This is a genomic window from Streptomyces sp. WMMC500 (assembly GCF_027497195.1).
Lineage (GTDB): Bacteria > Actinomycetota > Actinomycetes > Streptomycetales > Streptomycetaceae > Streptomyces.
In genome coordinates this window covers 3,707,837-3,733,281 of the sequence record NZ_CP114905.1, presented here as the reverse complement: position 1 = coordinate 3,733,281, position 25,445 = coordinate 3,707,837, and the positions used below count along the sequence as shown (strand labels likewise).

The following is a 25,445-nucleotide window of genomic DNA, read 5'->3' as shown; positions in this document are numbered from 1 at the left end:
CGAACGTCACGGAGTCCCCCATGACGCAGTCCGTACCACAGCAGCACCCCCGGCCGCCCGCTCCCCAGTCGCAGTACCTCAAGGAGATCAACTCCAGGCTTCTCCCCGGCACCGCCGTCCCCGCGCTGCTGCCCCCCGCCGTCCGCGCCGACGCCGGCGGCGTCCGCGAAGCCGTCGTACCGCCCGCCGCGCCGCACGTCACGCAGGGCTCGCTCGCCGACATCCCCTTCGACAACGCCGCCCACGAGCCCGACGCCCCCGTGCTCGCCCGCCCCGGCCCCGACGGGACCTGGGTCGACGTGACCGCCGCCGAGTTCGCCGAGCACGTGCTCGCCGTCGCGAAGGGCCTCATCGTGTACGGGCTGCGCCCCGGCGACCGGATCGCGATCATGTCGCGTACGACGTACGAGTGGACCCTGCTGGACTTCGCCGCCTGGGCCGCCGGCCTCATCACCGTGCCCGTCTACCCGACGTCCTCCGCCATCCAGGCCCGCCACATCCTGCACGACTCCGGCTCCATCGCCTGCGCCGTCGAGAGCGTCGACCAGGCCCGGCTGATCAGCGGCCGGCGCCAGAACCTGCCGCACCTGGCCCACCTCTGGCAGCTCGACACCGGCATCCTCGGCCAGCTCGCCGCCGCCGGCCGGGACGTCCCCGACACCCTGGTCCGCCAGCGCCGCGCCGGCCTCGGCCCGGCCCACGTCGCCACCGTCATCTACACCTCCGGCACCACCGGCCTGCCCAAGGGCTGCGTCCTCACCCACGGCAACTTCCTCGCCGAGGTCGACAACGCCATCGAGCTGCTCTACCCCCTCTTCACCGCCGTCACCGAAGACCCCCCGTCCACCCTCCTCTTCCTCCCCCTCTCCCACGTCCTCGGCCGCATGACCGCCGTCGGCTGCCTGCGTGCCCGCGTCAAGCTCGGCCACGCGCCCAGCATCCAGACCGACGACCTGCTGCGCGACCTCGCCGGCTTCCGCCCGACCTTCTTCGTCGGCATCCCGTACGTCCTCGAAAAGGTCTACAACACCGGCCGCGCCACCGCCGAAGGCATCGGCCGCGCCGCCTCCTTCGACCGCGCCGCGAAGGTCGCCGTCCGCTACGCCGAGGCCATCGAGGCCGAGTTGCACGGCGAGGGCCCGGGCCCGGGGGCGGGCCTCAGGGCGCTGCGCAAGCTGTACGACGCGCTCGTCTACCGCCGCATCCGGGCCGCGCTCGGCGGCCGCGTCAAGTACGCGATCTGCGGCGGCTCCCCGCTCGGCCGCCGCCTCGCCGCCTTCTACGCGGGCGCCGACGTCATGGTCTTCGAGGGGTACGGGCTCACCGAGACCACCGCCGCCGCCACCGTCACCCCGCCGCTGAAGCCCCGCTTCGGCACCGTCGGCTGGCCGCTGCCGGGCACCGGGATACGCATCGCGCACGACGGCGAGGTGCTGGTGCGGGGCGGGCACCTGTTCTCCGGCTACTGGGACGCCGAGGCCGGCGTCACCCGGCTCGACACCGACGAGGGCTGGTTCGCCACCGGCGACATCGGCGAACTGGACGCCGACGGCTACCTGACGATCACCGGCCGGAAGAAGGACCTGATCGTCACCGCCTCCGGCAAGAACCTCGCGCCCGCGCCCCTGGAGGACCGGCTGCGGGCGCACCCGCTGGTCAGCCAGTGCCTCGTCGTCGGCGACGACCGCCCGTACGTCGCGGCGCTCCTCACCCTCGACCCCGAGGGGCTGCGGCACTGGCGGATGATGCGCAAGCGCGAGTACGTCCCGGGCGCCGAACTCCTCCGCGACCCGCTGCTCCGCGCCGACCTCCAGCGGGCGGTGGACGAGGCGAACGAGCTGGTCTCGCGCGCGGAGTCGATCCGCCGGTTCGCGGTGCTGCCGGCGGACTTCACGGAGGCGGGCGGGCACGTGACGCCGTCGATGAAGCTGAGACGGGCGGCGATCGTACGGGACTTCGGGCACGTCATCGACGAGTTGTACGCGGCCGAACGCTGACCCCCGACCGGGGACTCCGGACCCGGGGGCGCGGCCTACCCCCGTGCCGCGGCCGCCAGCAGGCGGCGCAGCGACGCCTCCGCCGGCGGACCCCACGTCTCCTTGCCGCCCGCCCGGCCCCGTACGCCCGCCTCGCCTATGAGCAGCCCGCCCAGCGCGCGCGCCACCGCGACGCCGCGGGCGCGGCGCAGCGTCGCCGCGTCGACGCCCGGTCCGTACGCGGCGTGGAAGCGGTCGGCCGCGGCGTCGTCGGGGAGCAGGATCCACGCGGCGGCGAGGTCGAGGGCGGGGTCGCCGGCGCACAGGTCGCCGAAGTCGACGACGCCGCACAGGGTCCCGTCGCGGGTGAGGACGTTCGCGGGGTGCAGGTCGCCGTGCTGCCACAGCGGGGGCCCGGCCCAGACCGGCGCGGCGACGGCGTCGTCCCAGACGGCCCGTACGGCGTCGGCGTCCGCGACGAGCCCCAGCCCGACCGCCTCGGCGAGCCGCTGCCCGAACCACTCGGCCGCCTCGGCGAGCGGTCCGCCGCGGCCCCGGCCGGCGGGGGCACCGCCGGGGGCGGGGCGGTGCAGCGCGGTCAGGAAGGCGGCCAGGGCGTCGGCGGCGGCCGGGCCGCGGGTGACCGGGGCGCGGTCGGCGGGGGTGCCGGGGACCCAGGTGGTGACGATCCAGGGGCGCGGGAAGCGCGCGGAGGGCTCGCCCAGGCGCTGCGGCACGGGCACGGGCAGCGGCAGGAGCGGGGCCAGCTCCGGGAGCCAGGCGTGCTCCTTGCGCAGCAGCTCGTCGGCGGACTCCGTCGCCCACGGGAGCCGTACGGCGAGGTCGTCGCCGAGCCGCCAGAGCTGGTTGTCCCAGCCGCGGGCGCCGAGGCTGAGGGGGTGGCCGGCGAGGTCGGGGTGCTGGTCGCGCAGCAGCTCGCGGATCAGCTCGGCGGTGATCCCGGCGGCGCCGCCCGCGGGATCACCCGCAGGCCCGTCCCCCGCCGCCGTGTCCGTCTCGTGCCCGGGCTCGGTGCCCGTCTCCGCGTCGCTCATACGACGCCACCGTATCCGGCCCCACCGACAGTCCGGGCATGAGAAAACCCCCGCCAGGATGACGGGGGTTCCTCAGGTCAGCGTGGGGCGTGCGTCACGACGGGGAGACGTTCGCCGCCTGCGGACCCTTCGGGCCCTGCTGCACGTCGAAGGTCACCTGCTGGTTCTCTTCGAGCGAGCGGAAGCCTTGGGCGTTGATAGCGGTGTAGTGGACGAAGACATCGGGACCGCCGCCGTCCTGGGCGATGAAGCCGAAGCCCTTTTCAGCGTTGAACCACTTGACGGTTCCGGTAGCCATGAGCCCTCCTTGGGCCAAAGGGTCGCCCTGCCCCAGAGCCTCGAAGAAGCCTGAAAACGACACATGCCCGCGGCGTCAGAATCTCCGCAGGCACGGTACTGCAAGGAAACCAAACTGCAACTTGCTGCCGAGCCTAGCACGCGCGAGCCCGGCCCGGTAGGGAAAGGATCACGCTCCGGTGAGCCCCCGTACCCGCGTGCGGTCGGCCTGCGGTTAGCCTCGGAGCCGTGACAGCACCGCCTCCTGACGCAGGAGCTAGGCGCCGGCCGCGCGTCGGCCACATCCAGTTCCTGAACTGCGTCCCCCTCTACTGGGGCCTCGCCCGTACGGGCACCCTGCTCGACCTGGAACTTTCCAAGGACACCCCGGAACGCCTGAGCGAGCAGCTCATCGACGGCGAGCTGGACATCGCCCCCGTCACCCTCGTGGAGTACCTGCGACACGCCGACGACCTCGTCGCCCTCTCCGACATCGCCGTCGGCTGCGACGGGCCCGTGATGTCCTGCGTGATCGTTTCGCAGCGGCCCCTGGCGGATCTGGACCGGGAGCGCGTGGCGCTCGGTTCCACCTCCCGCACCTCCGTGCGCCTGGCCGAGCTTCTGCTCAGTGAGCAGTACGCCATCGCGCCCGACTACTACTCGTGCCCGCCCGACCTCTCGCTGATGATGCGCGAGGCGCAGGCCGGCGTGCTCATCGGGGACGCCGCCCTGCGCGCCTCGCTGCAGGACGCCCCGCGGCTCGGGCTGCAGGTGCACGACCTCGGGCAGATGTGGAAGGACTGGACCGGGCTGCCGTTCGTCTTCGCCGTGTGGGCCGTACGCCGCGACTTCCTGGCGCGCGAGCCGGAGCTGGTGGCGAACGTGCACCGGGCGTTCCTCGACTCCCGCGACCTGTCGCTGGCGGAGGTCGGCAAGGTCGCGGAGCAGGCGGCGCGGTGGGAGTCATTCGACCCGCCGCTGCTCGAACGGTACTTCCGCACGCTGGACTTCCGGCTGGGCGCGGATCAGTTGGAGGGCATCGACGAGTTCGCCTGCCGGGCGGGCTTCCCGGACGAGGCGCGGGTACGGCTCCTCCCCGCGGCCGGGTCGGCCTAAGCTGGGGCAGCCTAAGCGGGGCCGGCCACAGGATCGGCCACAGGAGGGGCCTACGCGGGGACCGTAGGCGGGCGGGTCCGGGGGGAGCGCATGCAGCCAGTACAGAGCGGTGATCCCGAGGTCGTCGGGCCGTACCGGGTGCTGGGCCGGCTCGGCTCCGGCGGCATGGGCCGGGTCTTCCTGGGCCGCAGCCCGGGCGGCGCGACCGTGGCCGTCAAGCTCGTTCATCCGCACTTCGCGCACGACGACGAGTTCCGCACCCGCTTCCGCCGCGAGGTCGAGGCCGCGCGGCGCGTCGGCGGCGCGTGGACCGCACCGGTGCTGGACGCCGGTCCTGACGACGACGTGCCGTGGGTCGCCACCGGGTACGTCGCCGGGCCCAGCCTCAGCGACGCCGTCGCCGAACACGGGCCGCTGCCCGAGGAGACGCTGCGCCCCATGGGCGCGGGCCTCGCGGAGGCGCTGGCGGCGGTGCACGGGCTCGGGCTCGTCCACCGCGACGTGAAGCCCTCCAACGTCCTGCTGACCCTCGACGGCCCCCGGCTCATCGACTTCGGCATCGCCCGCGCCACCGACGGCACCGCCTCGCTGACCGCGTCCGGCGCCTCGGTCGGCTCGCCCGGCTACATGTCGCCCGAGCAGATACTCGGCCGGCCCGTCACGGGCGAAGGCGACGTCTTCAGCCTCGGCGCCGTGCTGGTCTTCGCCGCCACCGGGCAGTCGCCGTTCCCGGGCGACAGCGCGCCCACGCTGCTGTATCTGGTGGTGCACGAGGAGCCGCAACTGCACGGCCTGACCGGCGAGCTGGCGGATCTGGCCCTCGCGTGCCTGGCGAAGGACCCGGCGGCGCGGCCGGCGCCGGCGGAGGTGGTGGGCAGGCTGACGGCGGGCGGCGAGGCGGCGCACCTCGTACGGCCCGGATGGCTGCCGCCGCCGGTCACGGAGCAGATCAGCCGGCGCGCGGTGGAGCTGCTGGCGATGGAGGCGCAGCCCGCGGCGGCGCCGGAGCGGCGGAACGACGGGCTGCCGTCGGGGCCGGTGCCGCTCCAGCAGGCGGAGTACGGGCCCGGGGCGTTCGGGCCGCCGCCGGTGCTGGACGGGACGGCGCCGGGGGCGGGCGCGGCGGGCGCGGCGGGCCCGCCGACGCCGCCGGGCGCGACGCCGCCGGGCGGACCGGGCGCCGGGACCGCGGGCGCCGGGACCGCCGGTGCTACGCCCGGCGGTCCCGCGGCCGGCGGAGCCGCCGCCTTCGGCGCAGCCGCGGCGACGGCGCCCGAGCGGCGCGCGGAAGTCGGCCTGCGCTCGCGCCGGTTCAGTTGCACCCTGGTGCTCTCCGTCGCCGGTGCCCTCGCGGCGCTGATGCTCGGCCTGTTCTTCGTCCCCGGCCTGCTGGACGGCGACGAGAAGGGCTCACAGGCCGGAGACACCCCCACCGGCGCCGCCGCGGACGGCGGCGGCACCGGCGGCGGCACCGGTGGCGGCAGCGAGACCACCGGCGGCGGTACGGGCGGCGACACCGGCGAGGAGAGCGAGAGCCCCTCCCAGGAGCCGACGGGGGCGGCGGTCGACGGCGTACCGGAGAAGTTCGCCGGCGGCTGGAAGGGCGAGGTCATCCAGGAGGACGGCGTGCCGAACGGCGACGTCAGCGTGGAGATCAAGCAGGGTGGCAAGGGCGAGTACGTCGCGTACTTCGACTACTCCCTCTACGACGTCGCGCACTGCTACAGCCGCGCCAAGCTCACCGCCGCCACCGACACCACGCTCACCCTCCACGAGGAGGACGACCCGGCGCGGGAGAACAGCGAGGGCGTCTGCGCCCCGGGTGAGTCGACGGTCACGCTGACGCACAAGGGCGGCACGACGGTCGAGTACCGCTCCGACGCGGAGGCGTCGGGCAACCCGCGCGCGACGCTGACGAAGGGCTCCGGCTGAGCGGCGGACGGGCGTCCCCGGCCGCCCTCCCTCCGCACCACCGCCCTCCCCCTGCGCCGGAGCCGGCGATCCGCTCCGCGTAGGCTGGGGTCCGCTCGTACGCATCACTCGCGGAAGGGGCCGGTCACCTTGACCACCGATCTGCAGGCAGTCCTGGACCGCGCCGCCGAGGGCGGCCGCGTCACCCCCGGCGAGGCCCTCGACCTGTACCGCTCCGCCCCGCTGCACGCGCTGGGCGCCGCCGCCGACGCCGTACGCCGCCGGCGCTACGCCGGGACCGAGCACATCGCGACGTACATCATCGAGCGGAACATCAACTACACCAACGTCTGCGTCACCGCCTGCAAGTTCTGCGCCTTCTACGCGCCGCCCACCGCCAAGGACAAGGGCTGGGTCCGCGGTCTGGACGACATCCTGCGCCGCTGCGAGGAGACCGTGCGGCTCGGCGGCACGCAGATCATGTTCCAGGGCGGCCACCACCCCGACTTCGGCGTGGAGTACTACGAGGAGCACTTCTCCGCGATCAAGAAGGCGTACCCGCAGCTCGTCATCCACTCCCTCGGCGCCTCCGAGGTCGAGCACATGGCCCGCATCTCCGGCACCACCGCCGAGGACGCCATCCGCCGCATCCACGCCGCCGGCCTGGACTCCTTCGCCGGCGCCGGCGCCGAACTGCTGCCCGCCCGGCCGCGGCAGGCCATCGCGCCGCTCAAGGAGAGCGGCGAGCGGTGGCTGGAGATCATGGAGACCGCGCACGGCCTGGGCGTGGAGTCGACGTCCACGATGCTGATGGGCACGGGCGAGACGAACGCGGAGCGGATCGAGCACCTGCGGATGATCCGCGACGTGCAGGACCGCACCGGCGGGTTCCGGGCGTTCATCCCGTACACGTACCAGCCGGAGAACAACAAGCTGAAGGGCCGCACGCAGGCGACCACGCTGGAGTACCTCCGGATGATCGCCATCGCGCGGATCTTCCTCGACAACGTGGCGCACATCCAGGGCTCCTGGCTGACGACCGGCAAGGACGCCGGCCAGTTGACGCTGCACTACGGCGCGGACGACCTCGGCTCGGTGATGCTGGAGGAGAACGTGGTGTCCTCCGCCGGGGCGCGGCACCGTTCGAACCTGCGCGAGATCATCGAGATGATCCGGGGCGCGGACCGGGTGCCGGCGCAGCGTGCGACAACATACGAGCATCTTGTGGTGCACGACGACCCGGCGCACGACCCCGTCGACGACCGCGTCGTGTCGCACCTGTCGTCCACCGCCATCGAGGGCGGCACGGCGCACCCCGAGCTGACGCTGGTGGAGGCCGACCGGTGACGCGCGCGACCCTGGAGAAGCAGCCGCGCGAGGTGGCCGCGATGTTCGACGACGTCGCCGCGAACTACGACCTCACCAACGACGTGCTCTCCCTCGGCCAGGCCCGGCTGTGGCGTAAGGCGGTCGCCCGCGCGGTCGACGCGCGGCCGGGGCAGCGGGTGCTGGATCTGGCGGCGGGTACGGGCACGTCGTCGCTGCCGTTCACGGCGGCGGGCGCGTACGTGGTGCCGTGCGACTTCTCGCTGGGGATGCTGCGCGAGGGCAAGCGGCGCCACCCGCGGCTGCCGCTGACGGCGGGGGACGCGACGCGGCTGCCGTTCGCGGACGGGGTGTTCGACGCGGTCACGATCTCCTTCGGGCTGCGGAACGTCCAGGAGACGGACGCGGCGCTGCGCGAGATGCGGCGGGTGACGCGGCCGGGCGGGCGGCTGGTGGTCTGCGAGTTCTCGCACCCCACCTGGGCGCCGTTCCGGACGGTCTACACGGAGTACCTGATGCGCGCGCTGCCGCCGATCGCCGAGCGGGTGAGCAGCAGCCCGGACGCGTACGTGTACCTCGCGGAGTCCATCCGCGCCTGGCCGGACCAGCCCGCGCTGGCGGCCCGCCTCGCCGCCGCCGGCTGGACCCGCCCGGCGTGGCGCAACCTGAGCGGCGGCATCGTCGCCCTCCACCGCGGCTACGCCCCGGACTGAACCCGCGGCCTCGGGGCACGTGCCTTATGGCGGAGGCGTTGCCGGCGACGACACGCCCGGAGACGGCTCTCCACCCGGCGGCACGGCACCCGGCCCGTCGCCGACTCCGAGCAGGACAGCCAGACTCGCGACGACCGCCGCGCCTGAGGCGATGGCCGCGGCTAGTTGCTCTGGCCCCGGAGTGCGATGGGGCTGGGCTTTTCTGCCGCGGGCGTAAACGAGGTGGGCTACGACGCAGCCGAGCACGAAAACCAGCGCGTTGATCGGAGCAATGTGCAGTGTCACTCCACCCGCCTCCTCCGCGGGCCCGTGAAGCGCTTGGCGCTGATCTTGAGATGGTGTCTGACCGATTCCCCGTAGTCGGGCGGGAGACCCCAGAAGACGGCCGCGGCCTGCCAGGAGGAGCCCAGGAAGGCCCACGTCTTCGCGACGGTCTGCGCCGCGGGGTCGAGCTTCGCGAACGCCACCGCGAACCGGTGGTCGTCCAGCTCGCTGGCCAGCGTTACCGCATGGACAGCCGCGTCGCTCACCAGCAGTGGATGCACCGAACGACAGAGGTCTCGTACCTCGTTCTCGCCCGCCAGGACCAGCGCACCGCGTACCGGTTCCTGCTGGAAGCGCTGCCAGCGCTCGTGCGTGGACTTCAGCCGCCGCCGCACCTCTGCCTGGTCGGGTGTGACGCCGTCGCCGGGGCGTATGTCCAGCAGTACGCGCTCCAAAGCGATCCGCATCGCATCGAGTTCCCGCGGGTCCAGCCCCAGCCACTGGACCCCGAAGCGGTCCACCTCCGCCTTGTCGTCCGCGCTGAAAGCCCGTCGTGCGATGAGGAGGGCGGCGGCGAAGTGGGTGTCGTTACGCACCGCGTTGAGCGCGACCTGATAGCTCTCGCCGGTGTCCGCCTGGCGCTGCTTCGCCTCATACTTACGGCGGTGGTTCCTCACCACTGTGTCGTCCTGACTCTGGCGCGACAGACCCGTGACCCGGCACGCCTACCAGGGCGAACGCAGGAAGAAGCGAACGGTTGTGCAGAATGCGACGCACCTTCGGGCTCTGGAAACCGACAGTCACGGGCTGTCGGCAGAGCCGGGGCCGCTGCACGGCCGAAGCTCACACTAGCGCCGGACGCCGAGCCCCCGCCAGACGGTCCGGAAGCTGCTACCTCGCGTGCTTGAGTGTGCTAGGTCGACGCGCTGTCGCGCCCCGGGGCGCGCGCGGCGGTGTCGGAGGCGGCACTTAGACTGCGGGGAACGACCCGCGTTATATGGGAGCCGCCGTGACCGACGCCTCTGAGTCCACCCGCAGTGCCGATGTGATCGTCGTCGGGGCCGGGCCGGCCGGCTCGACGACCGCGTACTACCTCGCCAAGGCCGGGCTCGACGTCCTGCTCCTGGAGAAGACGGCGTTCCCCCGCGAGAAGGTCTGCGGCGACGGGCTCACCCCGCGGGCGACGAAGCAGCTCGTCGCCATGGGCATCGACGTCTCGGAAGAGGCCGGCTGGCTGCGGAACAAGGGCCTGCGGATCATCGCCGGGGGCAACAGGCTGCAGCTCGACTGGCCGGAGCTGGCCGCCTACCCCGACTACGGGCTGGTGCGCAAGCGCGACGACTTCGACCAGCAGCTCGCGCAGCAGGCGCAGAAGGCGGGCGCGCAGCTCTACGAGCGGTGCAACGTCGGACAGCCGGTCATCGACGAGCGCACGGGCCGGATCACGGGCGTCCACGCCAGGCTCGGCGAGGAGAAGACGCCCGTCACCTTCCACGCCCCGCTGGTCATCGCCGCCGACGGCAACTCCTCGCGGCTCTCGCTGGCCATGGGCCTGCACCGCAACGAGAAGCGCCCGATGGGCGTGGCCGTGCGGACGTACTTCACCTCCCCGCGGCACGAGGACGACTACCTGGAGTCCTGGCTGGAGCTGTGGGACAAGCGCGGCCCCGAGGACCGGCTGCTGCCCGGGTACGGCTGGGTGTTCGGCATGGGCGACGGCACGTCCAACGTCGGCCTCGGCATCCTCAACTCCTCGTCCGCCTTCAAGGAGCTGGACTGGCGCGACGTGCTCAAGGCGTGGTGCGCCTCGATGCCGGAGGAGTGGGGCTACACCCCGGACAACATGACGGGCCCCATCCGCGGTGCCGCCCTCCCTATGGCCTTCAACCGGCAGCCGCACTACGACCGCGGCCTGCTCCTCGTCGGCGACGCCGGCGGCATGGTCAACCCGTTCAACGGCGAGGGCATCGCGTACGCGATGGAGTCCGGCCAGATCGTCGCGGACGTCGTCGTCCAGGCCCACAGCCGCGCGACTTACGCCCAGCGCGAGCTGGCCCTGCGGCGCTACCCGAAGGTCCTCAAGGACACCTACGGCGGGTACTACCAGTTGGGCCGCGCCTTCGTCCGCCTCATCGGCAACCCGAAGGTCATGAAGCTCGCCACGGAACGCGGCCTGACCCACCCGGTCCTGATGCGCTTCGCCCTCAAACTGCTGGCGAACCTCACGGACCCCCAGGGCGGCGACGCCATGGACCGCATCATCAACGGCCTGACGAAGGTAGCCCCCCGAGCTTGAGAATCGCGCACCCGCACCACCCGGCACCCGAACCTGCGAGGCGAGGGGGGATGCCGATGAAGAGCCCTCATCGTCCCCGGTTGGCTCCCGAAGCATTGATGGCCACGGCTGTCACTCCAACCTACTAGGATCTCCTTGTGGTTACGCAGGTAGGGGTTGAAGAGGGCAGAACGTCCGACCTGGATCGGGCGGGTGCCAGTGATGACGTGATCGAGGTACGTCACGGCGACTCGTATGACCTCATGGCGGATCTGCCGGACGAGTCTATCGACCTGTTGATCACTTCACCACCGTACTGGGGTCTCCGAACCTATGGTCAGGAGCACAACGAGGAAATCTTGAAGGAGTGGCTTGCCGAAGACTCCTCCAGGGTGCAGACCGACGTGCCTCCGTACGAGTGGTACCGCGAGCACGGGGGGGTTTTGGGCCTTGAGCCCCTCCCTGAGTGGTTCATCGGTCATCTCGTTGAGATCCTCCAGCGGGGAGCGCAGGCGCTCAAGGCCGAAGGCAGTATGTGGATCAACGTTGGCGACACCTACTTCGCACGCTGGTCGAGCATTCGGCACGACGGCAGGCAAGGGCTGGGTGACAATCCACGATCTCGGCGACGGACACCCATGGGGGGATACCGGCAGGAGAAGCAGCTCCTAATGGTTCCTGCGCGCTTCGCTATTGCAATGCAAGAGCGCAGATGGATTCTCAGGAATGATTTGATCTGGCACAAGCCGAATGTTCCTCCGCGTCCCGAAAAGGATAGACTACGGCTTTCCCATGAACACTTCTTTCACTTCGTCAAGCGGGCAAAGGAAGGACGCCCGAAGTACCACTACGATATGGCGCAAGTGGAAGAAGGAGCACGCGATGTTGCCTTCTACGAGTTCGACGAAGCTGGATACGAGGACACAGAGCCGGCCTACTACGACTTCCAGGTCGTAGAGGGGAACGAAAGCGATGTCGTGACCACTCATGTCCGGTCGGGATCAGACGGTCATTCGGCAACCTTCCCGATTTCCCTCATCAGGCCGCGCATCCTTAGTTCCTGTCCACCCGGGGGAACAGTTCTTGACCCGTTCTGTGGCACCGGGAGATCGTTGACGGTCTCTGCTCAAACAGGCCGGAGGGCTATCGGCTTTGAGCTCAATTCTGAGTTTTGCGATGCAGCTAAAAGGAACGCCGATCAAATTCTCGGGCAGCTTGCGATCGACATTCCAGAAGTCGAATCCAGTGAATCGGGGTCTTGAATGTCGAAGTCCAAAGGGACGCCTCGGAAGAAGAAGGCGCCCAGCAACTTTATCGCCGAGTGGTACGGGCACCGACTCTATCCCGAGGTCGCACAGACGGACACCAGCATCCGTGATCAGCAAGCGCAGCGTTGCCCTTTTCTCACCGAAGCCACGGGAACGGACTATCAGTGTGTGAAGGTCGAGAGAAACGATGGGAAGTCGCGAGGCGTATGTACGATCAGCAGCATCAGTAGACGCAGCCCTGAGCGCCAGGACTGGCTGGCGTGCCCCTTTCGTGCTCTCGACACGGCTATGCTCCGTGACGCCGCGCACCGCCTCTTCGAGTACGACATCGCTGACGAAATCACTCTCACGCCGGCCCCTCTCCTTGAAAAGGATGTGGAAATTGAAAAGCTGCGTGATCGCGTTGCTGCTGGCCAGCCGACAATAGTCTACTTCCAGAACAATCTCGGTGGTGAGATTAAGCTTAGCGAAACCGAACGCTCTCCGGCCTTTTCGTTTGACTCAACAATGGTTGAGGTAATTAAGGATTCGGCCGGATCGTTGTGTGTAGGGAAGTACGGGATCTTCGAGATTCAGACTGCTGACTTTCATGGGACATACGAGCAGGCTGTTCGTAATATCAGTGAGAACCTGCGTATGTATCCCGATGAGTTCAAGCAGCAGATCGATGGTCACCGGCACCTGCTTGCTGAGCGTGTCGAAGGTCCAAACTACTCGAACATCTTCAAGCGTACCTTCTATCAGATGATTCTGAAGTTTCAGGTGGGCGCGCATGATACCTCGGCGGGATGCATTTTCGCGATTCCTCGCGCTGTTTGGGGTAGCTGGCAAAAGCACCTCGGTGCGCCTGAATTGATTCCAGCGCCGGATGGAACTTATCGGCTCAGCAAGCCCGATGTTGATCTTGAAGAATCTCCGCAAGCATGGATCTACGTCTTCGACACTGAGGTTTCCGCGACGCAGACGCCCAACAAACTGAATCTCTGGCGGGTCATCGGCACTGATGCCCCAACTCTGGCCTACTTCGCGTTGGAGGTCGCGCCGGAGGCACTCCTCGAGGCCGGCGGTTCCGTTGACAGACTTCGTGACCGCATCACGGTGAAGCTCGCTGAGTATCTTCCTGAGCTTCGTCCGTAGCCCGGAGGGCGGTGCCACGTCAGTGTCCGATGTGCTCCCCCTGCAGCGCCCACGTTGCCATCGTGGACTTGCGTCCGAACCTAGCGCTGAGCGCTACCCGAAGGTCCTCAAGGACACCTACGGCGGGTACTACCAGTTGGGCCGCGCCTTCGTCCGCCTCATTGGCAACCCGAAGGTCATGAAGCTCGCCACGGAACGCGGCCTGACCCACCCGGTCCTCATGCGCTTCGCCCTCAAACTGCTGGCGAACCTCACGGACCCCCAGGGCGGCGACGCCATGGACCGCATCATCAACGGCCTGACGAAGGTAGCCCCCCGCGCGTAACCATTTGCGGTGGCATCACCTACGGGCCCCCTTGGGAATTGGTGCACAAGCCGTCGTCGCAGCGCCGGCAGGCCCGCGTGCCGGCGAGGCGTGCGCGTACGGTCTTGCCGCAGAACCGCCGCTCGAACCAGGTGATCTCGCCGCCGAGCCGGGCCACGACAAGCAGGCCGCGCCCCCGCTCGCGGTGCGGTGGATCGGCATCCCGGGCGAGGGCACCGGCGAAGTTCGGGAAGCCCGGAACCGGGTCGGAGACGTCGATCACCAGGGCGCCGCATTCGAGGAGCGTGAGGCGCAACGCGAGCAGGTGCCCGGCCAGACGACCGTGCTGGACCGCGTTCGTCACCAGTTCGGAAACGACGAGGACAGCGTCATCGATGTCTCCGTGCCAGCTCCAACCGGTCAGTGTGCGGCGGGTGTGGATGCGCGTCAGCCGCACTGACCGCTTGACCATGGTGTAACGCATCGCCCACTCGTGGACGGTGTGCGTGTCGGCGTTCTGCAAGTGCTGTGCCACCGTCGTCACCGATCTCCTCTGTCCTGGGTGTCGTCACGTGGAGCGGGAAAGCACGATCTGTATGCCTGCGGTCGCTCAGCGCGACTACGCTGAGGCGTGCGTTACCGCGCTTGTTCACCGGGCTACGAACGTACGGTGACTGAGCGGGGCACGAAACTGACGCAAGGTACGAGTTACTCAGGGCCCGGACACGCGGGGAGCGAGCCATGACGCCGACTGGGTCTCGCAGAGGTGAGGGAACACCGACCGGTGCGCAGGGTTCGCGAACGCGGCCCCGCGGCGGGGTCGTGACGGGGCACCTCTTCAAGGTCGCCCGGGAGCGGCTTCCACGCACCCAGTGCGAGCTGGCGGAGGATCTCGGCGTCGACTCGACAACGGTCCAGGGGGGGAGTCAGGCCGCCGCCCGCTGACCGCGATTCCCGCGGCGCAGTTCCTCTCCCTGCGTCGGCATCTGCTGAGGACCGGCGCGGATCCCGCGCTGCTGGTGCTCTTGGACGCCGCCATGGATGCCGATTCGGTGATCGGCTATGCGTTGGAGGCCGGACGCGCGAATGCGGACTTCCGTGACCACCCACTGGCGGGATGGGTCTTCACCCGCTCGGCGACCCACATGCTCACGTGGGCGATCAACGGGTCGGCTCCGGCAGCCCTGCCCCAGCCCGCCAGGCATGTGCCGAGACGGCGGGGGCCGGCGCCCGCCGCACCGTCGCTGAGCTTCGACGAGCGGCGGCGGTTCTTCGACCACCTCCGCCGGTCCGCGGAGCTGGCCGACGGCGCCGGCGAGGAGGGCGCACTGCTCCGCCGCCAGGCCCTGTACCTGTGCAGCTACGACTCCGCTCCCGATACGCACGCATGGCTCGGCGCGATGCAAAGCCGCCGGGCGACGCGGCTCACCCACTCCGCGTGGGCGCCGGCCTGGTCCGATGCGCGCTCTCTGGCCACCTCCCTGACCCGGCACGGCGACGTCGAGATGCTCCACGCCTTCATCGAGCGTGGGATGAGCAGCGACGCCGGCGAGACCGCCAACCTCAACTACTGGGCACACTGGCTCGGGCTGGACCGTTTGCCACGATCCGACGACTCGTTCATGGCCGACCCGGCACCTCGCTCCTGGGATCCCGGGGCGCTGCTGCGACGACTCGCAGACCGTCTCGATCCCGCACTCGGGTGCGTGGACCTCAACGTCCACTCGGTATGGGCCCTCGTCGCTTCCCATCCCGGTCTCCTCGCGACAGACCACCAAGGGGATCTCCGGCGTCGGGTCGCCGTGCTGCTTGACACCGACCGTGTGTCCCGACGGGCCCGGCGCGAACTGGATTCCTTGCATTACGGTCTGAGGCTGAGCAGGCCATGACCTATCGGAGGGAAGAAACCTTATGACCGATGACGCCCTCGCCAAGGGCTCCGTGGGCTACCTGCTGGAGATGGGAACCCTGAAGCGGGCGCGGCGCACCGGCTGGTGGATCGTCGGCGTGAAGGACCCCGAGACCGTCGCCGAGCACAGCTTCCGTACCGCGGTCATCGGTGCGGTGCTGGCCATGCTCGAGGGTGCCGACCCCGCCAAGGTGGCGCTTCTGTGCACCTTCCATGACACCCAGGAGACCCGTGTCGGCGACATCCCATGGGTGGGACGCCGCTACCTCAGCGCGGCGAAGAACGAGGACGTGACCGCCGACCAGCTCGCGGACGCGCATCCCGCCGTGGCCGCGGGGATTCAGGCGGTCGTCGACGAGTACGAGAACGGCGACTCGGTCGAGGTCATCGTGGCGCATGACGCGGACCGACTGGAGTGCATGCTGCAGGGCATGGAGTATCTCGAACAGGGCTATGGCAACGCCCAGGAATGGGTGGACAGCACGCGGGCGAGGCTGAAGACGGCGTCCGCCATAGCGCTCGCCGACGCCGCCCAGGGCATGAGCTCGGCGGACTGGCAGCGCACCTATCTGCGGTAGAGCGATACACGCAGGCGCGGAGCCCCCGCCGGGCGTCCGGCGGGGGCTCTCGCGTCGTGCGGAGGGTCCGGGGAGCGGCTCAGAGGACCCGGGCGGCCGAGGTGGGCATGTAGTACGACATCTCCTGGATCACCACGCCCTTCGACGGGTTGGCCGCGTCCAGGTACTTGCCGTCGCCGACGTACACGGCCACGTGGTACGCCGAGCCGGTGCCGCCCCAGAAGACCAGGTCGCCCGGCTGGACGTCGGAGACCGCGACCGGGGTGCCGACCGTGGACTGCTCCGCGGCGGTGCGGGGGAGCTCCACGCCCACCTGGCGGAACGCCGCCTGGGTCAGGCCCGAGCAGTCGTACGAGGACGGGCCCGTGCCCCCCAGGACGTACGCCTTGCCGAGCTGGGCGTTGAGGAAGTCCAGCACCGTGCCGACGCTGCCCGACGCGGCCGGGGCCGCCGCGGGGGTCTCGGCGGCCTGGGTGGACTCGGCGGCGGGCGCGGCGGAGGCCGTGGCCAGTTCCTCGCGCTCCGCCGCGCGGGCCGCTGCCCGCTCGCGGGCGCGCTCCTCGGCGGCGGCGCGGGCCTCCGCCTCCTTCTTGGCCTTCGCGGCCGCCTTGCGGGCGTCCTGGGCGGCCTCCTGCGCCTCCGTGCGCAGTTCGAGGCGCAGGGCCGCGGTCTGGGTGGCGTCGGCGCTCTGCTCGACGCCGGTGGAGAGCGCCGTGCTCACGTTCACGGCGGGGAGTTCTGCGGTCGACTCCGTGGCCGTCGGCCCGGTGGTCCTGCTGCTGTCGCCGAGGGCGGGAGCGGACGCCGCCGTCGCGACCATCGTGCCGAGGGCGCCACCGGCGACTCCGGTGCGGACGACCCACGCGGGGGCCTGCCGGCGCCGGGGTTTCCGGTGGCTGGGTATGTGCGGTTTACGGGACATGAACACCAGCGCTATCAGGGGGAAGGTCCGTCTTTCAACAGTCGTGGGATGCGCCACACTTGGCCGCCCCGTCAGTGAAATGGGGCATTTGGGCGGTGTGTTCCCCCGACGCTCTCCGATGCGCGGCGACCCGTGCGTCGTTACCCGCCCGATACGCACGGCATTTGGGCCGCGCGCCGAACGTTGCCGGACGGTTATCACTTCTCCCGCCGCAAACCAAGCGAGGACGGTTGCCCCGGAAGCCCCGCTGTGGTCCAAATCACTCCGGTCGGGTCGGGCGTCCCGTGCTCCGCTCGGGGGCCTTGAGAGGGCCCGCGCAAGCGCCCGGAGGCCCGGAAAACAATTGAGCGCGGCCGCGCTCGAATTCGCCCCCGGCCGCGCCACCGTGAAATCACCCGCGCCACGAACCCCACGGTCCTCGCGGCGCTGACCTGCGGTTGCTCGCCGCCGGCGGAGGTCCGGTGATCGTTTCTTCGCACCGCGGGCGCCGTCCGGCGGGCATTCGTCCGTCCGATCGATCGCCGGGTGTTTAAGATCACAAAGCCGTAGGGGACCCCCGTGTCACAGATCACAGCGCAGTGGGCATAAGATGCCCATCAGTAGGGCTTGTGAACTGCCTCACATGTGAGCGATCTTGGTGGGGCAGGAACGCGAGTCCGGTGTGGACTGGCAGGCAGTCATCGTCGACTGGAGAGGAGCGGGGCAGCGGTGAACGTATACACGCCGATCCTCGTGCTCGGAGCCATTGCGACGGCCTTCGCGGTGTTCTCCGTGGTCGCGGCGGCGCTCGTGGGTCCGAAGCGCTACAACCGGGCCAAGCTCGAGGCGTACGAGTGCGGCATCGAGCCGACACCGCAGCCGCCCGGCGGGGGCCGCTTCCCGGTCAAGTACTACCTGACGGCGATGTTGTTCATCATCTTCGACATCGAGATCGTCTTCCTCTACCCCTGGGCCGTCTCCTTCGACGCTCTGGGGATCTTCGGGCTCGTCGAGATGCTGCTCTTCGTGCTCACTGTCTTCGTCGCCTACGCCTACGTGTGGCGGCGCGGCGGACTGGAATGGGACTAGGAGGCACCACGAATGGGACTTGAGGAAAAGCTCCCGAGCGGGTTCATCCTGAGCACGGTCGAGGAGGCCGCGGGGCTGGCGCGCAAGTCGTCGGTCTTCCCGGCGACGTTCGGCCTTGCGTGCTGCGCGTTCGAAATGATGACCGCCGGCGCCGGCCGCTACGACCTGGCGCGCTTCGGCATGGAGGTCTTCCGCGGCTCGCCCCGCCAGGCCGACCTGATGATCGTCGCCGGCCGGGTGAGCCAGAAGATGGCGCCGGTGCTGCGCCAGGTCTACGACCAGATGCCGAACCCCAAGTGGGTCATCTCCATGGGCGTCTGCGCCTCGTCCGGCGGCATGTTCAACAACTACGCGATCGTGCAGGGCGTCGACCACGTCGTGCCGGTCGACATCTACCTGCCCGGCTGCCCGCCGCGCCCCGAGATGCTCATCGACGCGATCCTCAAGCTGCACGCGAAGATCCGCCACGAGAAGCTCGGCATCAACCGCGAGGAGGCGGCCCGGGAGGCCGAGGAGGCCGCGCTGAAGGCGCTGCCGACGATCGAGATGAAGGGTCTTCTCCGGTGAGCGAGGAGAACGCGGACGGGGTGAACCCCGACCAGGATCTGAACGCGGAGAACCTGCCGGGCCGCCGCGGCGACCAGGGCGAGACCATCCGCGTCCAGCGCGGCATGTTCGGCGCCGAGAGCGGCGCCGGCGACACCTCCGGCTACGGCGGCCTGGTGCGCGGCGTCCGGCTGCCCGGCGAGTCCGTGCGCCCGTACGGCGGCTGGTTCGACGAGGTCGCGGACGAGCTGGAGGGCGCCCTCGACGAGCAGGGGCTCCTCCCCGAGAACGCCATCGAGAAGACCGTCGTCGACCGCGGCGAGCTGACCTTCCACGTCGACCGCAAGCACCTGCTGCGCGTCATGCGGACCCTGCGCGACGACCCCGCGCTGCGCTTCGAGCTGTGTACCGGCGTCTCCGGCGTGCACTACCCCGGGGACAAGGGCCGCGAGCTGCACGCGGTGTACCACCTGCGTTCGCTCACCCACACCCGGCTGCTCCGGGTCGAGGTCAGCGCGCCCGACGACGACCCGCACATCCCGTCCGTCGTGGAGGTCTACCCGACGAACGACTGGCACGAGCGCGAGGTCTACGACTTCTTCGGCATCGTCTTCGACGGCCACCCGGCCCTGACCCGGATCTTCATGCCGGACGACTGGCAGGGCCATCCGCAGCGCAAGGACTACCCCCTCGGCGGCATCCCCGTCGAGTACAAGGGCGCCCAGATCCCGGCTCCCGACCAGCGGAGGTCGTACCGATGAGCACCACCCACGCGACCGGGGCCGCCCGGGAGACCACCGAGGGCACCGTCTACACCGTCACCGGCGGCGACTGGGACGAGGTCGTCGAGTCGGTCCACCGGGCCGACGACGAGCGGATCGTCGTCAACATGGGCCCGCAGCACCCCTCCACCCACGGCGTGCTGCGGCTCATCCTGGAGATCGACGGCGAGACCGTGACGGAGACCCGCTGCGGGATCGGCTATCTGCACACGGGCATCGAGAAGAACCTCGAGTACCGCACCTGGACCCAGGGCTCCACCTTCGTGACCCGCATGGACTACCTGACCTCGTTCTTCAACGAGGCCGGGTACTGCATGGCGGTGGAGAAGCTGCTCGGCATCACCGACGAGGTCCCCGACCGGGCCACCGTCATAAGGGTGCTGCTCATGGAGCTGAACCGGATCGCCTCCCACCTGGTGGCCATCGCCACCGGCGGCATGGAGCTGGGCGCCACCACGGTCATGATCTACGGCTTCCGCGACCGTGAGCTGGTCCTCGACCTGTTCGAGCTGATCACCGGCCTGCGGATGAACCACGCGTTCATCCGCCCGGGCGGCCTCGCGCAGGACCTGCCCCCGGGCGCCGTCGACTCCATCCGCGAGACGCTCAAGACGCTCCGCAAGAACTTCCCGGAGTACGACAAGCTGGCCACCAACAACCCCGCGTTCAAGGCCCGGATGCAGAACATCGCGCATCTGGACCTGGCCGGCTGCATGTCCCTGGGCGTCACGGGCCCGGTGCTGCGCGCCACGGGGCTGCCCCACGACCTGCGCAAGACGGACCCGTACTGCGGCTACGAGACGTACGACTTCGACGTCCCCACCGCCGACACCGCCGACGCCTACGGCCGCTTCCTCATCCGGCTGGAGGAGATGCGCCAGTCGCTGCGGATCGTCGAGCAGTGCATGGACCGGCTGGAGCCCGGCCCGGTGATGGTCGCCGACAAGAAGATCGCCTGGCCCGCACAGCTCGCGCTGGGGCCCGACGGCCTCGGCAACTCGCTGGACCACATCAAGAACATCATGGGGACCTCGATGGAGGCCCTGATCCACCACTTCAAGCTGGTCACCGAGGGCTTCCGGGTGCCGCCCGGGCAGGCGTACGTGGCGTTGGAGTCACCCAAGGGCGAACTGGGTGTGCACGCCGTCAGCGACGGCGCCACCCGCCCGTTCCGGGTGCACTTCCGCGAGCCCTCGTTCGTGAACCTGCAGGCCATCGCGGCCCTGACCGAGGGTGGCCAGGTGGCCGACGTGATCGTGGCCATCGCATCCCTCGACCCCGTGCTGGGAGGCGTCGACCGATGACGACAGCGGAACGCGACGTGAGCAGCCAGGCGGCCGTCCCGCTGGGCATGCCCCAGTTGCCCGCCCCCGACTACCCGGCCGAGGTGCGCGAGCGGCTGGCAACGGATGCCCGGGAGATCATCGCCCGGTATCCGGACAGCCGTTCGGCGCTGCTGCCGATGCTGCACCTGGTGCAGTCGGAGGAGGGGCACGTCACCCGCACCGGCATGCAGTTCTGCGCCGAGATGCTGGACCTGACCGCCGCCGAGGTGACCGCGGTCGCCACCTTCTACACCATGTACCGGCGCAAACCTTCGGGCGACTACCAGGTCGGGGTCTGCACCAACACGCTCTGCGCGGTCATGGGCGGCGACGCCATCTTCGACGAGCTGAAGGCGTACCTGGACCTCGGCAACCAGGAGACCACCGAGGACGGCAAGGTCACCCTGGAGCACATCGAGTGCAACGCCGCCTGCGACTTCGCCCCCGTGGTGATGGTCAACTGGGAGTTCTTCGACAACCAGACGCCCGAGTCCGCCAAGCGGCTCGTGGACGACCTGCGCGCGGGCAACGACGTACACCCCACCCGCGGCGCGAAGCTCTGCACGTTCAAGGAGACCGCGCGCATCCTGGCCGGCTTCCCCGACCAGCGCCCCGGCGCCGTCGAGGAGTCCGGCGGCGCGGGCCCCGCCTCGCTCATCGGGCTGCGCATGGCCAAGGGCGAGGAGCCGGCCGCGCGCGTGGTCACCCAGCGCGCCGAGCCGCACCCGCAGAGCCCGCCGCCGGACGCGCTGGCGGACCAGCCGCCCGCCGGCCACCCCAGTTCGCACGACGCGCCGCAGCAGACCTCCGCGTCCGACCCGGCGCACCCGCACTCCGCGTCCGCGGATGAGCCCACCGAGGAGGAGGGCGCGTGATGACCGTCGACTCGCCGGAGAAGCTGCTGACCCCGGTGCTCTCCGCCTTCTGGGACCACCCCGAGTCCTGGACCCTGGAGACGTACCGGCGCAACGAGGGCTACGAGGGGCTGCGCAAGGCGCTCGCGATGCCGCCCGACGACGTCATCGCGTACGTCAAGGACTCCGGCCTGCGCGGCCGGGGCGGCGCGGGCTTCCCCACCGGCATGAAGTGGCAGTTCATCCCGCAGGGCGACGGCAAGCCGCACTACCTCGTCGTCAACGCCGACGAGTCGGAGCCGGGCACCTGCAAGGACATCCCGCTGCTCTTCGCCAACCCGCACTCCCTCATCGAGGGCATCGTCATCGCCTGCCACGCGTTCCGGTCCAACCACGCGTTCATCTACCTGCGCGGCGAGGTCGTGCCGGTGCTGCGCAGGCTGCACGAGGCGGTGCGCGAGGCGTACGCCGCGGGCTTGCTCGGCAAGGACATCCTCGGCTCCGGGCTCGACCTGGAGGTCACGGTGCACGCCGGCGCCGGCGCGTACATCTGCGGTGAGGAGACCGCGCTGCTCGACTCGCTGGAGGGCCGCCGCGGCCAGCCCCGGCTGCGTCCCCCCTTCCCGGCCGTCGAGGGCCTCTACGCCTGCCCCACTGTGGTGAACAACGTCGAGTCCATCGCGTCCGTTCCCGCGATCATGAACAAGGGCAAGGAGTGGTTCCGGACGATGGGCAGCGAGAAGTCCCCGGGCTTCACGCTGTACTCGCTCTCCGGTCACGTCGCCCGCCCCGGCCAGTACGAGGCGCCGCTCGGCATCACGCTGCGCCAACTGCTCGACATGGGCGGCGGCATGCGCCCCGGCCACCGGCTGAAGTTCTGGACCCCCGGCGGCTCGTCCACCCCGATGCTCACCGACGAGCACCTGGACGTCCCCCTCGACTACGAGGGCGTCGGCGGCGCCGGCTCCATGCTCGGCACCAAGGCGCTGCAGTGCTTCGACGAGACGACCTGCGTGGTCCGGGCGGTCACCCGCTGGACCGAGTTCTACGAGCACGAGTCCTGCGGCAAGTGCACGCCCTGCCGCGAGGGCACGTACTGGCTCGTCCAACTGCTCCGCGACATCGAGGCCGGCAAGGGCTCCCTCGCCGACCTCGACAAGCTCAACGACATCGCCGACAACATCAACGGCAAGTCGTTCTGCGCCCTCGGCGACGGCGCCGCCGCGCCGATCTTCTCCTCGCTGCAGTACTTCCGCGAGGAGTACGAGCAGCACGTCATCGGCGGTGGCTGCCCCTTCGACCCGGCCAAGTCCACCGCCTGGGCCGACACCCCCGGCTCCACGAACCACCAGGAGGTGTCCGCGTGACCGTCACGGAGCCGGAGAAGGCAGCGGAGAAGGCTGCCGCCCCGGAGAACATGGTCACCCTGACCATCGACGGCGCCGAGGTCAGCGTGCCCAAGGGCACCCTGGTCATCCGGGCCGCCGAGCAACTCGGCATCGAGGTCCCGCGCTTCTGCGACCACCCGCTGCTCGACCCGGTCGGCGCCTGCCGCCAGTGCATCGTCGAGATCGAGGGCCAGCGCAAGCCGTCGGCGTCCTGCACCATCACCTGCACCGACGGGATGGTCGTCAGGACCCAGCTCACCTCCGCCGTGGCCGAGAAGTCGCAGCGCGGCGTGATGGAGCTGCTGCTCATCAACCACCCGCTGGACTGCCCGGTCTGCGACAAGGGCGGCGAGTGCCCGCTGCAGAACCAGGCGATGTCCGCGGGGCAGGCCGAGACCCGCTTCGACGGCCAGAAGCGCACCTTCGAGAAGCCCGTGCCGATCTCCACGCAGGTGCTGCTCGACCGCGAGCGCTGCGTGCTGTGCGCGCGCTGCACCCGGTTCTCCAACCAGGTCGCGGGCGACCCGATGATCGAGATGCTGGACCGCGGCGCGCTGCAGCAGGTCGGTACGGGCGAGGGCGTGCCCTTCGAGTCGTACTTCTCGGGCAACACCATCCAGATCTGCCCGGTGGGCGCGCTCACCTCGAAGATGTACCGCTTCCGCTCGCGCCCCTTCGACCTGATCTCCTCGCCGTCCGTCTGCGAGCACTGCGCAGGCGGCTGCGCCACGCGCACCGACCACCGGCGCGGCAAGGTCATGCGGCGGCTCGCCGACAACGACCCCGAGGTCAACGAAGAGTGGATGTGCGACAAGGGCCGCTTCGGCTTCCGCTACGCGCAGATGCCCGACCGGCTCACCCACCCGCTGGTCCGCGACGACAGCGGTGAGCTGCAGCCGGCGAGCTGGCCCGAGGCGCTGCGCGCCGCGGCGGCAGGACTGGCGGCGGCCCGCGGGCGCGCCGGGGTGCTCACCGGCGGGCGGCTGACGCTGGAGGACTCCTACGCCTACGCGAAGTTCGCGCGCGCCGCGCTCGGCACCAACGACATCGACTTCCGCGCCCGGGTGCACAGCGCCGAGGAGACCGAGTTCCTGGCCGCGCGGGTCGCGGGCAGCGGACGCGGCGTCACCTACGCGGCGCTGGAGAAGGCGCCCGCGGTGCTGCTCGCCGGTCTGGAGGCCGAGGAGGAGGCGCCCGGCGTCTTCCTCCGGCTGCGCAAGGCGTGGCGCAAGAAGGGCCTGAAGGTCTACGCGATCGCTCCCTTCGCCACCCGCGGCCTGACGAAGGCCGGCGGCACGCTGCTGCCGGCCGCCCCCGGCACCGAGCCGAGCTGGCTCGACGCCCTCGGCTCCGGGGCGGGCCTCGGCGAGGACGGCAAGGCCGCCTCCGACGCGCTGCGCCAGGAGGGCGCGGTGATCCTCGTCGGCGAGCGGCTGGCGGGCGTGCGCGGCGCGCTGTCCGCCGTGGTGCGTACGGCGGAGGCCACCGGCGCCACCCTCGCCTGGATCCCGCGCCGCGCCGGCGAGCGCGGCGCGATCGAGGCCGGTGCGCTGCCCGGGATGCTGCCCGGCGGCCGGTCCGGCACCGACCCCGAGGCGCGCCGCGAGACCGCCGCCGCGTGGGGCCTGGCTGAACTGCCGAGCTCGCGCGGCCGCGACACCGGCGAGATCCTCGACGCCGCGGCGGCCGGCGACATCGGCGCGCTGGTCGTCGGCGGCGTCACGCTCACCGACCTGCCGGACCCGGCGAAGGCCCGCGAGGCGCTGGACCGGGCCGAGTTCGTGGTCAGCCTGGAGCAGCGGCCCAGCGAGGTCACCGAGCGGGCCGACGTGGTCTTCCCGGTGGCCGCGGTCGCGGAGAAGCAGGGCACGTTCGTCAACTGGGAAGGCCGGCTCCGCCCCTTCGAGGCCGCGCTGAAGCCGGACCAGATGACCCGCCGGCTCGCCCCCGCGGACATGCGCGTGCTGCACATGCTCGCCGACGCCCTCGACGTCCACCTGGGCCTGCCCGACGCCCGTACGGCACGGGCCGAGCTGCGCCGCCTCGGCGTCCGCGCCGAAGGACCGCGCCCCACCCCGCCCGACGACCGCGCCGCGCCGCTGCCGCAGCCCGGCGCCGGCCAGGCGGTGCTCGCAGGCCACCGGCTGCTGCTCGACGAGGGCAGGCTGCAGGAGGGCGAGGACGCCCTGGCCGGCACCCGCCACGAGGCGGCGGCCCGGCTCTCGCCCGCCACCGCGGAGGCCACGGGCGTCGTCGACGGCGACCCGCTGGCGGTCACCGGCCCCACCGGCACGGTGACGCTCCCCCTGCGGGTCACCGCGGAGCTGCCCGACCAGGTCGTGTGGCTGCCGCTGCAGTCGACGACCCCGGGCGTGGCCGCGGCGACGGGCGCGAACCCCGGCGACCTGGTTCAGGTTTCCGCCGTATCCAAGGAGGTCGAAGCGTGACCGCG

General features: G+C 70.7%; 22 protein-coding genes and 1 pseudogene. 18 read left to right on the top strand and 5 right to left on the bottom strand.

Going from position 1 to position 25,445, the window contains the following annotated elements; all coding sequences use genetic code 11:
- The first annotated feature begins 20 nt into the window (after positions 1-20).
- On the top strand, positions 21-1,997 hold the full coding sequence (locus tag O7599_RS15765; protein WP_281622785.1) for an AMP-dependent synthetase/ligase: 1,977 nt from the start codon (positions 21-23) through the stop codon (positions 1,995-1,997).
- A gap of 35 nt (positions 1,998-2,032) precedes the next feature.
- Here O7599_RS15765 and O7599_RS15760 read toward each other — a convergent pair whose 3' ends face one another.
- The gene (locus O7599_RS15760) at positions 2,033-3,031 is read right to left on the bottom strand and encodes a phosphotransferase (RefSeq protein WP_281622784.1); all 999 of its coding nucleotides are present in this window, start codon (positions 3,029-3,031) and stop codon (positions 2,033-2,035) included.
- A gap of 94 nt (positions 3,032-3,125) precedes the next feature.
- Positions 3,126-3,329: a cold-shock protein gene (locus O7599_RS15755; protein ID WP_018840208.1), complete on the bottom strand. Its 204-nt coding sequence runs from the start codon at positions 3,327-3,329 to the stop codon at positions 3,126-3,128.
- Between the two features lie 227 nt (positions 3,330-3,556).
- Here O7599_RS15755 and O7599_RS15750 point away from each other — a divergent pair, with 227 nt between their 5' ends.
- The 4 genes from O7599_RS15750 to O7599_RS15735 all read left to right on the top strand — a co-directional run bounded on the left by O7599_RS15750 (position 3,557) and on the right by O7599_RS15735 (position 8,373).
- Complete coding sequence (locus tag O7599_RS15750) at positions 3,557-4,423, top strand: menaquinone biosynthesis protein (protein WP_281622783.1); 867 nt, start codon at positions 3,557-3,559, stop codon at positions 4,421-4,423.
- 90 nt (positions 4,424-4,513) lie between these two features.
- On the top strand, positions 4,514-6,355 hold the full coding sequence (locus O7599_RS15745) for a serine/threonine-protein kinase (RefSeq protein ID WP_281622782.1): 1,842 nt from the start codon (positions 4,514-4,516) through the stop codon (positions 6,353-6,355).
- A gap of 129 nt (positions 6,356-6,484) precedes the next feature.
- Positions 6,485-7,681, top strand: a complete 1,197-nt coding sequence (mqnC, locus tag O7599_RS15740; protein ID WP_281622781.1) for a cyclic dehypoxanthinyl futalosine synthase — start codon at positions 6,485-6,487, stop codon at positions 7,679-7,681.
- Positions 7,678-8,373 carry a demethylmenaquinone methyltransferase gene (locus tag O7599_RS15735; RefSeq protein ID WP_281622780.1) on the top strand — a complete coding sequence of 232 codons (696 nt, stop codon included), beginning with the start codon at positions 7,678-7,680 and terminating at the stop codon, positions 8,371-8,373. The genes mqnC and O7599_RS15735 overlap by 4 nt, the downstream gene beginning before the upstream one ends.
- Positions 8,374-8,654: 281 nt before the next feature.
- On the opposite strand, the gene O7599_RS15730 is transcribed toward O7599_RS15735, so the two are convergent.
- Positions 8,655-9,314, bottom strand: coding sequence for a hypothetical protein (locus O7599_RS15730; protein WP_281622779.1), 660 nt, complete (start codon positions 9,312-9,314; stop codon positions 8,655-8,657).
- A 332-nt stretch (positions 9,315-9,646) separates the two neighbouring features.
- Here O7599_RS15730 and O7599_RS15725 point away from each other — a divergent pair, with 332 nt between their 5' ends.
- From O7599_RS15725 to O7599_RS15710, 4 genes and pseudogenes are all read left to right on the top strand, one after another.
- A complete protein-coding gene (locus tag O7599_RS15725) occupies positions 9,647-10,933 on the top strand; it encodes a geranylgeranyl reductase family protein (protein WP_281622778.1) in 1,287 nt (428 codons plus the stop codon).
- Positions 10,934-11,070: 137 nt separating this feature from the next.
- Positions 11,071-12,174 carry a site-specific DNA-methyltransferase gene (locus O7599_RS15720; RefSeq protein WP_281622777.1) on the top strand — a complete coding sequence of 368 codons (1,104 nt, stop codon included), beginning with the start codon at positions 11,071-11,073 and terminating at the stop codon, positions 12,172-12,174.
- A complete protein-coding gene (locus tag O7599_RS15715; RefSeq protein ID WP_281622776.1) occupies positions 12,175-13,317 on the top strand; it encodes a hypothetical protein in 1,143 nt (380 codons plus the stop codon).
- Positions 13,318-13,405: 88 nt separating this feature from the next.
- Positions 13,406-13,642 (top strand): annotated as a pseudogene (locus O7599_RS15710) (FAD-dependent oxidoreductase); the annotation flags it as partial.
- 19 nt (positions 13,643-13,661) lie between these two features.
- Here O7599_RS15710 and O7599_RS15705 read toward each other — a convergent pair.
- Positions 13,662-14,165, bottom strand: coding sequence for an ATP-binding protein (locus tag O7599_RS15705; protein WP_281622775.1), 504 nt, complete (start codon positions 14,163-14,165; stop codon positions 13,662-13,664).
- A 493-nt stretch (positions 14,166-14,658) separates the two neighbouring features.
- Here O7599_RS15705 and O7599_RS15700 point away from each other — a divergent pair, with 493 nt between their 5' ends.
- Positions 14,659-15,510, top strand: a complete 852-nt coding sequence (locus O7599_RS15700) for an XRE family transcriptional regulator (RefSeq protein ID WP_281622774.1) — start codon at positions 14,659-14,661, stop codon at positions 15,508-15,510.
- Positions 15,511-15,532: 22 nt separating this feature from the next.
- A complete protein-coding gene (locus tag O7599_RS15695; RefSeq protein WP_281622773.1) occupies positions 15,533-16,108 on the top strand; it encodes an HD domain-containing protein in 576 nt (191 codons plus the stop codon).
- A gap of 79 nt (positions 16,109-16,187) precedes the next feature.
- Here the strand turns inward: O7599_RS15695 and O7599_RS15690 are convergent, their stop codons facing one another.
- Positions 16,188-16,928, bottom strand: a complete 741-nt coding sequence (locus O7599_RS15690) for a C40 family peptidase (protein WP_281623400.1) — start codon at positions 16,926-16,928, stop codon at positions 16,188-16,190.
- Positions 16,929-17,738: 810 nt separating this feature from the next.
- On the opposite strand from O7599_RS15690, the gene O7599_RS15685 reads away from it, so the two are divergent.
- The 7 genes from O7599_RS15685 to O7599_RS15655 are packed head-to-tail and all read left to right on the top strand — an operon-like array spanning position 17,739 to position 25,440.
- On the top strand, positions 17,739-18,098 hold the full coding sequence (locus tag O7599_RS15685) for an NADH-quinone oxidoreductase subunit A (protein WP_281622772.1): 360 nt from the start codon (positions 17,739-17,741) through the stop codon (positions 18,096-18,098).
- A gap of 12 nt (positions 18,099-18,110) precedes the next feature.
- Positions 18,111-18,665, top strand: a complete 555-nt coding sequence (locus O7599_RS15680; protein ID WP_281622771.1) for an NADH-quinone oxidoreductase subunit B — start codon at positions 18,111-18,113, stop codon at positions 18,663-18,665.
- Positions 18,662-19,405 carry an NADH-quinone oxidoreductase subunit C gene (locus O7599_RS15675; protein WP_281622770.1) on the top strand — a complete coding sequence of 248 codons (744 nt, stop codon included), beginning with the start codon at positions 18,662-18,664 and terminating at the stop codon, positions 19,403-19,405. Before O7599_RS15680 ends, O7599_RS15675 begins: the two co-directional genes overlap by 4 nt.
- Entirely contained in the window at positions 19,402-20,730 is a 1,329-nt protein-coding gene (locus O7599_RS15670) for an NADH-quinone oxidoreductase subunit D (protein WP_281622769.1), read from the top strand. Before O7599_RS15675 ends, O7599_RS15670 begins: the two co-directional genes overlap by 4 nt.
- Positions 20,727-21,626, top strand: a complete 900-nt coding sequence (gene nuoE, locus O7599_RS15665) for an NADH-quinone oxidoreductase subunit NuoE (protein WP_281622768.1) — start codon at positions 20,727-20,729, stop codon at positions 21,624-21,626. The genes O7599_RS15670 and nuoE overlap by 4 nt, the downstream gene beginning before the upstream one ends.
- On the top strand, positions 21,626-22,972 hold the full coding sequence (gene nuoF, locus O7599_RS15660) for an NADH-quinone oxidoreductase subunit NuoF (protein ID WP_281622767.1): 1,347 nt from the start codon (positions 21,626-21,628) through the stop codon (positions 22,970-22,972). Before nuoE ends, nuoF begins: the two co-directional genes overlap by 1 nt.
- Positions 22,969-25,440: an NADH-quinone oxidoreductase subunit G gene (locus tag O7599_RS15655; RefSeq protein WP_281622766.1), complete on the top strand. Its 2,472-nt coding sequence runs from the start codon at positions 22,969-22,971 to the stop codon at positions 25,438-25,440. Before nuoF ends, O7599_RS15655 begins: the two co-directional genes overlap by 4 nt.
- Positions 25,441-25,445 lie beyond the last annotated feature (5 nt).